This window comes from Bacillus fungorum (assembly GCF_002746455.1).
Taxonomy (GTDB): domain Bacteria; phylum Bacillota; class Bacilli; order Bacillales; family Bacillaceae_G; genus Bacillus_A; species Bacillus_A fungorum.
This window is the reverse complement of sequence record NZ_NWUW01000066.1, coordinates 1-7,796: the sequence shown is the minus strand read 5'-3', so window position 1 is coordinate 7,796 and position 7,796 is coordinate 1. Positions and strand designations below refer to the sequence as shown.

General features: G+C 34.3%; 10 protein-coding genes and 1 pseudogene. 3 read left to right on the top strand and 8 right to left on the bottom strand.

The window, feature by feature from the left end:
- Positions 1–211: 211 nt before the first annotated feature.
- Positions 212–964 (bottom strand): YwqG family protein, encoded by a 753-nt coding sequence (locus tag CO726_RS29985; protein ID WP_099686725.1) that lies wholly within the window; start codon positions 962–964, stop codon positions 212–214.
- 224 nt (positions 965–1,188) lie between these two features.
- On the opposite strand from CO726_RS29985, the gene yjcZ reads away from it, so the two are divergent.
- Positions 1,189–1,350 (top strand): sporulation protein YjcZ, encoded by a 162-nt coding sequence (yjcZ, locus tag CO726_RS29980; RefSeq protein WP_098760579.1) that lies wholly within the window; start codon positions 1,189–1,191, stop codon positions 1,348–1,350.
- Positions 1,351–1,437: 87 nt separating this feature from the next.
- Positions 1,438–2,403: a patatin-like phospholipase family protein gene (locus tag CO726_RS29975; RefSeq protein WP_099686724.1), complete on the top strand. Its 966-nt coding sequence runs from the start codon at positions 1,438–1,440 to the stop codon at positions 2,401–2,403.
- Between the two features lie 108 nt (positions 2,404–2,511).
- On the opposite strand, the gene CO726_RS29970 is transcribed toward CO726_RS29975, so the two are convergent.
- Positions 2,512–2,679 carry a DUF3933 family protein gene (locus CO726_RS29970; RefSeq protein WP_099686723.1) on the bottom strand — a complete coding sequence of 56 codons (168 nt, stop codon included), beginning with the start codon at positions 2,677–2,679 and terminating at the stop codon, positions 2,512–2,514.
- Between the two features lie 12 nt (positions 2,680–2,691).
- Entirely contained in the window at positions 2,692–4,134 is a 1,443-nt protein-coding gene (locus tag CO726_RS29965) for an aminotransferase-like domain-containing protein (RefSeq protein ID WP_099686722.1), read from the bottom strand.
- A gap of 118 nt (positions 4,135–4,252) precedes the next feature.
- Here CO726_RS29965 and CO726_RS29960 point away from each other — a divergent pair, with 118 nt between their 5' ends.
- A complete protein-coding gene (locus tag CO726_RS29960) occupies positions 4,253–4,867 on the top strand; it encodes a LysE/ArgO family amino acid transporter (RefSeq protein ID WP_099686721.1) in 615 nt (204 codons plus the stop codon).
- Positions 4,868–4,920: 53 nt separating this feature from the next.
- Here CO726_RS29960 and bcbE read toward each other — a convergent pair whose 3' ends face one another.
- The 5 genes and pseudogenes from bcbE to CO726_RS29935 all read right to left on the bottom strand — a co-directional run.
- Positions 4,921–6,144 (bottom strand): bacillibactin exporter BcbE, encoded by a 1,224-nt coding sequence (gene bcbE / locus CO726_RS29955; protein ID WP_136699909.1) that lies wholly within the window; start codon positions 6,142–6,144, stop codon positions 4,921–4,923.
- A gap of 236 nt (positions 6,145–6,380) precedes the next feature.
- Positions 6,381–6,587: an alpha/beta-type small acid-soluble spore protein gene (locus tag CO726_RS29950; protein ID WP_000113545.1), complete on the bottom strand. Its 207-nt coding sequence runs from the start codon at positions 6,585–6,587 to the stop codon at positions 6,381–6,383.
- A gap of 125 nt (positions 6,588–6,712) precedes the next feature.
- Positions 6,713–6,916 (bottom strand): annotated as a pseudogene (locus CO726_RS29945) (sugar phosphate isomerase/epimerase family protein); the annotation flags it as partial.
- Between the two features lie 157 nt (positions 6,917–7,073).
- The gene (locus tag CO726_RS29940; protein ID WP_099686719.1) at positions 7,074–7,598 is read right to left on the bottom strand and encodes a GNAT family N-acetyltransferase; all 525 of its coding nucleotides are present in this window, start codon (positions 7,596–7,598) and stop codon (positions 7,074–7,076) included.
- Positions 7,599–7,705: 107 nt separating this feature from the next.
- Positions 7,706–7,796 (bottom strand): IS3 family transposase (locus tag CO726_RS29935; protein ID WP_130953558.1); only part of this gene is annotated, 91 nt, incomplete at its 5' end.

Here is a 7,796-nt window from a genome sequence, read left to right as displayed (position 1 = left end):
AACAGATTGGAATGGGGTCTTATTTGTGTTGCCCATAATTTACGGAAATGGACAACAACAGCTCAATCAAAAGCGAAAAACCCCGATCATAAATAGAAAACCTATTGGTTTTCTACTTATGATCGGGGTTTTTATCCATATAAAGGTAAAATATAAGAAGTTGTCTCCAAAAGTTCGTTTTTAACGACCTTTTGGGACAACCTCTTCTTCATTAACAAGTTTGTAATACACAACATACATTTTCAAAACGTCGATTTTTTAAGTCTTCATTTCCAATACAGAAATAGAGCATCCCTAAATCTCCCCACATCATATTACAATTTTTGGTGTCTGAATCAATTTGGAATAGAAGCGTCATTTTCTGCGGGTCTACTCCCATATATTCTCCTGTCTCATATAACACTTCTTCTTGTACAGAGAACGGTTCACCAAACATTTGATGGTTATCATAGTTGTCCGGGATTAGCTCTTCAAGTAATTGCAAGAAACGATCTGAATCAGCCTCATCTTCAATGAAAAGCTCTGGCAATTTATATGTCAGTTCAAAAGTAGTTGCACACTGGTTATAATTCGTTTGCAATTCATCTGCTCTTTGTAATTGCTCTACAGGAATATCATAATAAAACACACGCCCCGCTTCAGTTGGCTTCACATCTTCTTCAAAGTAATTTTCAATGCTAAAGAAATATAACATTCCTGTCTTAGGAAGATTGTAATCCATACCAACATTTTGTAAATCATTTAAATTAAATTGTGCGATAAACTGTAACGGATTTCCTTTGTGCATTGGGTATTCAAATGAATCTGGTAAATCAGGAACTCCTCCCATTTTCGAACTCCCTATCGCCACTGTTTCCTCCTGCTTTGGCACAACTTTTATACAAGAAAATACAGTATTAATAAGTTCCTGTTTCAAATGTGTTAGTTCATATTTATCAATTAATACTTCAATTTTATTTTTCATAAATTCTCCTTACATTTACATACTTATTTGTATCATAGTACAAAAATTATACTCCATTCTTTGTAAAAACAACAAGCCTTCAAAAAAACGGGCTCTTCCATCATACGCGAACAAGTTTAAAAAAGCATAGTATACATTGTTCCTACAAACACGATAGTTCTTTATTCCTTCCAGTACATTTTCCCCTCGTTCATTTTTATTTTTAATTTAAGGAGGAATTCCACATGGGTTACGGATATAGTTGCTGTGGTTACGGATATGGTGGCGGCGGTTACGGATACGGTGGCGGCGGTTGTGGTTATGGAGGTTTCGCTTTATTAATCGTTTTATTTATCCTTCTAATCATCATCGGAGCTAGCTGTTGGGGCGGCTTTGTAGGCTGCTAGTAAACTTAAAAACTATTGTAAAAAAGCACGTGCAATACGTGCTTTTTTGCCATTTCCAAATCTTTCATTCGAAAGGAAGTATGTTTAATGAAAATTGATGGTGTTTTTGAAGGAGGCGGTGTACGCGGAATTGCGCATGTAGGGGCAATTTGCGCATTAGCTGAAAAAGGCTATGAATGGGAGCGTGTAGCTGGAACATCAGCTGGTTCCATTATCGCTGCGCTCCTAGCAGCAGGATATTCTTGTTCAGAGTTAAAAACGATTATAACTGATATTGATTATAATAAATTTATGAAGAAAACCTTTATTGACAGAATCCCGTTTATCGGCAAAGGATTAAGTGCATGGACTACTCTTGGTATTTACTCTAATATTTTTATAGAAGAATGGATTGAAGAATTACTTCGAAAAAAAGGAGTTCACTTATTTACAGATTTACCTGATTTAAATAAGCTTAAAATTATCGCTTCTGATATAAGTAATGGTAAAATGGTTATCTTTCCTGATGACTTACCAAACTACGGATTTTTAAATTATCGCTTCTCTATTGCAAAAGCTGTAAGAATGAGCAGTACAATCCCCTTCTTCTTTGAACCAGTAAAATGGAGAACCCCAAAATGGAAGCAACCTTGTTATATGGTTGATGGAGGGATTTTAAGCAATTACCCAATTTGGATTTTCGACTCGCCTTCCTCTCCTCGCTGGCCAACTTTTGGATTTCATTTCGTAAAAGATGAGATCCAAGCTGATCCTGTCCACTATAACGAGCCTATCTCCATGTTCAAAGGACTATTTAAAACAATGATGCAAGCCCATGATTTACGTCATCTAGACAAGGAATCAAAAGCAAGAACAATTACACTTCCAACAGGATCCATTACAAGTACAAACTTTGAGTTAACAAAGGAAGAAAAAGAGTGGCTTTACAATTCTGGTTATAACGCCACAAATAAGTTTTTACAATCGTGGAATTTTAGACAATATATTGATGAATATAGAAACGGAAATCAGGACCGAAAAACAAATCGGTATTTCCGTCAACTTGACTCATAATACTATTATTTTTCATGCTAGAACACGTAACGCTTTCAAAAAAATAAGCCTAGTAATTTCATAATATTACTAGACTTATTTACTTCCTACTTTATTATTATATGTTTCTTAAGGATACGTTAATCCTTCTGCTTCCTCCGCAGTAATAACTGTATATCGATTTCCCGTTCGTAATCCTAACAATTCTGCTTTTTCAATTGCTTCCTGCTTCGTCTCCGCATAAGCAGCTAAATATTTTTCTCCATTAATAATTTGGCAAATTACAAATTGTTTCATTGCTTTCTCCTCTTATTTGTTCATTAGTTGTGCTAGTTTTGTTATACCAATTTCAATTTCTTCTAACGTTGCATATGAATATGATAGACGCAAAAATTGGTTTGCACTTCTATCATACAAAGTACCTGGGTTTAATAAAATCTTTTCTTTCAAAGCTTTGTCAAATAAGCTACGGCTCGAAACGGGTACATTTATATGTAACCAAATATAAAAACCACCTGTCGGTTCATACCATGTTGCTATATCATGGCAATATTTCTCTAACATTTGTAGCATAAAATCTCTGCGTTTTTTCAATTGAATTCTTACAAACTGTAAATGTTCATCATACAATCCATTTGTAAACCATTCCGTTGCAATTTGCTGGGATATAGAACTTGAACCATAATCTGTTTGCATTTTCATGTCTGCCAACCTTTGAATGACTGGCTCAGATCCAACAATCCATCCAATTCTTAATCCTGGGCTAATAACTTTAGACATACTCCCGATATGTAGTACAATTCCGTTTTTATCATATGCTTTTAAAGGCTTTGAAACAGGCTCATCAAACCATAAGTCTTGATATACCGCGTCCTCTATAATAGGCAATCCAATTTCGTTACATATTTCCAGCACTTCTATTCGTTTCTTCGCATTCATACTAAAGTTCGTCGGATTATGAAAAGACGGGATTGTATATAAAATAGATGCATTAAATTGCTTCTTATATTTTGTAATATATGATGCATGTAAACCGTTCTCATCCATTGGTATTCCAATGAAACGCATTCCTGCTGATTGAAAAACATTAAGCGAATATAAATAGGATGGTTTTTCTAATAAGATGGATGCCCCTTTTGGAAGAAGCCCCATAGAAATAAGTTGCAATGCTTGAATTGCTCCTGAAACAATTAATATAGAATCAGGAGTTACATAAATACCATGTCCTTTTAAATAGTCCGCAATCTTCTCCCTTAAAGAGAGATTTCCTTTCGGCTCTTCATAACCAAGCGTCACCTTTGATGCTAAAAGCTTATTCATAATATCTTTCATCTTTTTTTCAGGCAAAAGACTTGGCGCGAGCTCACCTGTTCCTAAACGAATTACATGCGGATCAAATTCAGCTTGGTTAATCTCTTGAATAGCAGGCAGATTCGGATAATGAAGTCCTGTTTCTACATAAGACTGCCAATTAGGCGGGGGTGCGTACGTTGAAGTATTCTCATTATTATTTACAACAATTGTTCCTTTCCTACCATTCCCTTCAATGTACCCCTTTGCCACTAGTTCATCGAAAGCCATTACAATTGTACTTCGATTCACACCAAATGTATGTGCCAACTCTCTTTGTGAAGGTAATGTCGTTCCAACAGTCCATTCTCCATTAATGATTCTTTCTTTTATATACGTTTCTATTTGTTTATACAAAGGAGTCGCTAGAGACATATTCGGCTTCCAAACGAATCTTTCCATCATATCACCTTATATTCTTTTTGGTTGGTACCCTCCCCAACCATATGGATGGATACAAATTTTCATTTCTTCTATACAATATACACTATCATAATGAATTAAAATAGGAGGTAATATGATGAGTGAAGCAATTATTCATGGTATCGTTCTTGCATTTGGTCTTATCATTCCATTAGGTGTCCAAAATGTTTTTGTCTTTAACCAAGGTGCAAGCCAACCAAACATTTGGAGGATAGCCCCTGTAGTATTAACTGCCTCTATATGTGATACGTTACTCATATTGATTTCGGTGCAAGGTGTCTCCCTTGTACTCCTTACTTTTTCTTGGCTAACTAACTCGTTATATATAATTGGATTTTTCTTTCTCCTATACATGGGCTTTGTTATTTGGAGAAGTAACCCTTCCAATGATGTAAAACAAGAGAAAAGTATGCCCTTAAAAAAACAAATTCTTTTCGCTGCATCGGTTTCTTTATTAAATCCACATGCACTTTTAGATACAATCGGTGTAATTGGAACAAATTCTATTCAATACATAGGTAGTGAAAAATGGGCTTTCACACTTGCAACTATTATCGTTTCTTGGATTTGGTTTATAAGCTTAGCTTTAGCGGGGAAATTTCTAAAAAGAATAGATTCAACTGGAAAGACAATCGTATTATTAAATAAATTTTCCGGTCTCATCATATGGGGTGTCGCAGTTTATATGTTAAAACAAGTTATTACTTCTTAATGAACTAAAGAGAATTGCGTATTACTTCAAACATCATGCAATTCTCTTACAAATTATGAAGTAGGTTTCTGTTTTACCGTCTTTGCATCTTTTGCTGGTTTAATCCAAATAATTGCTATAACAGCACCGATACCAGCGAATATACTTGTTAAATAAAACACTTCATGGTCAGCACCTTTCATGAAAAAAGAATAAAGAGGTGGTCCAGCTGCTACACCGATAAATCGCATTGAACTATAAAATGACGTAACCGTCCCCCTTTGCTCTTTTTCAATTCCTTGTGTAATTAGGGCGTCTAAACATGGGAGTGCCATACCAATTCCTATTCCCATAATAACGAGACAAAGAAGTAGTAAATAAATCCCTTTTATAAATAAAGGTATGATGACTGATGCAGCTGCCATTAAAAACCCAATGTAAATACACTTCTTCATAACATTTTGATTATCTCCAATTTTTTTACCAGCCATATATGAACTAAGTGATAGTACAAGCAACGGGATAGCAAGCACGCAGCCTTTCCATATACCATGAATGTCATACTTTGATTCCAGTATAGTCGACAAATAAAAGAGTATTCCGAATAAAATAAGCATAATAATTGCACCTAATACAAAGATGGCAATCAACCATCTTCCCTTTTCTCGAAACGTAGCGAGAATAGATTTTATAAACTCTTTAAGTGGTGGTACTTCTCCTTCTTGTTTCTTTGCCTTTACTAGAACAAGTAATAAAACGATTGATACTACGCATAAAACTGGAATCGCCCAAAATGGTAAGAACCATACAATGGTAGCAAGAGCAGATCCTAATATTGGACTCAATACTTTTCCAAATGTATTTGACGTCTCGATGATTCCTAAACCTGTACTAACTTGTTTTTCATCTTTGTATAAATCACCAACACATGGTATAACAACTGGCATTGCACCAGCAGCACCAATACCTTGAATCGCTCTACCAATCAATATCCAAGTGTAGGGATTATCAACTTTCCAAGATACCCAACCAGTTATCGCTCCTCCTATAGCTGCAATCAGCAAACTCGGAACCATTACCATCTTTCGTCCCCATCTATCTGATAAATAACCAGCAATCGGTATAAGTAAAATGGCTACGATAGAGTAAATTGTAATAATCATGGATACTTGAAACGATGAAATATGTAATTTCTTTTCAATAGTCGGTAGGATTGGAATGAGCATTGAATTCCCTAATGTCATAACAAGTGGAACTGATGCAAGGGCAATTAAACAACAGTTTTCTTTTTTTAACATGTTGACTTCGGAACCTTTCATCATATATTTCTTACCATATAATAGCCCTGCTGGAACGTAATTTTTCATTCCACCAGGGCTATTACATCTTTACTACTTCCCATTTACAACAAAAGAAATTGGGGAAAATATAGTATTATTTCTATTCTTTGAATCCAGTTCGCAATATATCCATACCAATTAATTGAAAAAAAAAGAAAGGAAGAATCCTTCCTTTCTCCTATAACTTTCTACAATTAGCGAGTATATCCGCCACCAAGTTGTTGTTCTGCCATCGCTACAAGCCGTTTTGTAATTTCACCGCCTACAGAACCGTTTGCACGTGAAGAAGTGTCAGCGCCAAGTTGTACACCAAACTCTTGTGCAATTTCATATTTCATTTGATCTAAAGCCGCTTGTGCTCCATGTGATGCTAATTGATTAGAATTACGATTTCTAGCCATTACCAATCACCTCCTTATTTATATATAAATTGTGTTAAATTTTAATTTAAATACATGGTAATTTTTGGTTATTGATATTTTAAAAAAAGAGTCTCTACAATGAGAGACTCTTACATCATTTTATATTAAGAAGTTACTACTTCTAAATTTCTATTTGTTAGTACTTTTATTTCTTCTTTTAATATATCTTTCGCATTATGTCCAAACCATTCGAGTGAAGCGAAATGGTCAGTATCTCTCACTTCCTAAATAATCTCATCATAATTTACGATACCTTCAAATAGTGGCACCATACCAATACGACTTCCCGCTGCTGCATATACATTATTTAAATCTGAATAAATATTTCTTTTTTTAGCCTTTCTTTAATCTAATTAAAAATACACAAGAAAAATTCTCACTTCCAAACTACATACTTACTATTTTCATTAGTAATCCATCCATAATAGTTAAACAAAAGAGGTATACCTCTTTCAAACAATCAGTTTACATAATAATATTATTAATATCTATCCAACAATACGCTGTCTCTTCTACCTGTACTCTCTCTAAAAACTTCGTATCAATTTTTTCAGGATTAAATTTTTCATAAAAATTTTTAGAAGGATTATTCGTAACAACCCAAACTAAAAGGGATTGCATATCATTGTTTATACATTCCGATAATAAAGCTTGAAATAACTTTTGTCCTATTTTCATTCCTTGATACTCTTGTAAAAGGTAAATCGCATATAATTCTCCCTCACAATTATATGTACCAGTTCTTTCTGCTCCTCCATCGATGAATCCAACTATTTCTCCATTTAACGTCTCTGCTACAAATCTAAATTGATGATTACATTCTTTTTGAAAAATGTTTTCCCATTGTTTTTCCCGTTGCTCATATGTTATATTTTCTAAAACTTCGTTAGGGAATATCTCTTTATATGTTGTTTTCCAGCTATCAACGTGTACCTTTGCTATACCCGGTATATCATCTTTTATCGCTCTTCTAATATGTATCTCCATCATTTCTCCCCCTCATTTACTCATCATTATATCAATTTACTTCCTTAAAAATCCAAATAAAAAAAGAGTGAATTTGAAGTGACCCCTAAAAGTTAGACACGGTTATTTCATTAGGCAGCTTGATAAAAGTGAGTCCGGTATTGTACCGGGCTCATTTTTAATTTTGCCTTAATCCGTTTCGTATTATAATAATCTATATAT

Excerpts from the sequence above, each read along its gene's own strand:
- yjcZ (WP_098760579.1), top strand. The coding sequence starts at position 1,189 with ATGGGTTACGGATATAGTTGCTGTGGTTACGGATATGGTGGCGGCGGT.
- CO726_RS29985 (WP_099686725.1), bottom strand. The coding sequence starts at position 964 with ATGAAAAATAAAATTGAAGTATTAATTGATAAATATGAACTAACACAT.
- CO726_RS29970 (WP_099686723.1), bottom strand. The coding sequence starts at position 2,679 with ATGAAACAATTTGTAATTTGCCAAATTATTAATGGAGAAAAATATTTA.
- CO726_RS29965 (WP_099686722.1), bottom strand. The coding sequence starts at position 4,134 with ATGGAAAGATTCGTTTGGAAGCCGAATATGTCTCTAGCGACTCCTTTG.
- CO726_RS29960 (WP_099686721.1), top strand. The coding sequence starts at position 4,253 with ATGAGTGAAGCAATTATTCATGGTATCGTTCTTGCATTTGGTCTTATC.
- CO726_RS29975 (WP_099686724.1), top strand. The coding sequence starts at position 1,438 with ATGAAAATTGATGGTGTTTTTGAAGGAGGCGGTGTACGCGGAATTGCG.
- CO726_RS29940 (WP_099686719.1), bottom strand. The coding sequence starts at position 7,598 with ATGATGGAGATACATATTAGAAGAGCGATAAAAGATGATATACCGGGT.
- bcbE (WP_136699909.1), bottom strand. The coding sequence starts at position 6,144 with ATGTTAAAAAAAGAAAACTGTTGTTTAATTGCCCTTGCATCAGTTCCA.
- CO726_RS29950 (WP_000113545.1), bottom strand. The coding sequence starts at position 6,587 with ATGGCTAGAAATCGTAATTCTAATCAATTAGCATCACATGGAGCACAA.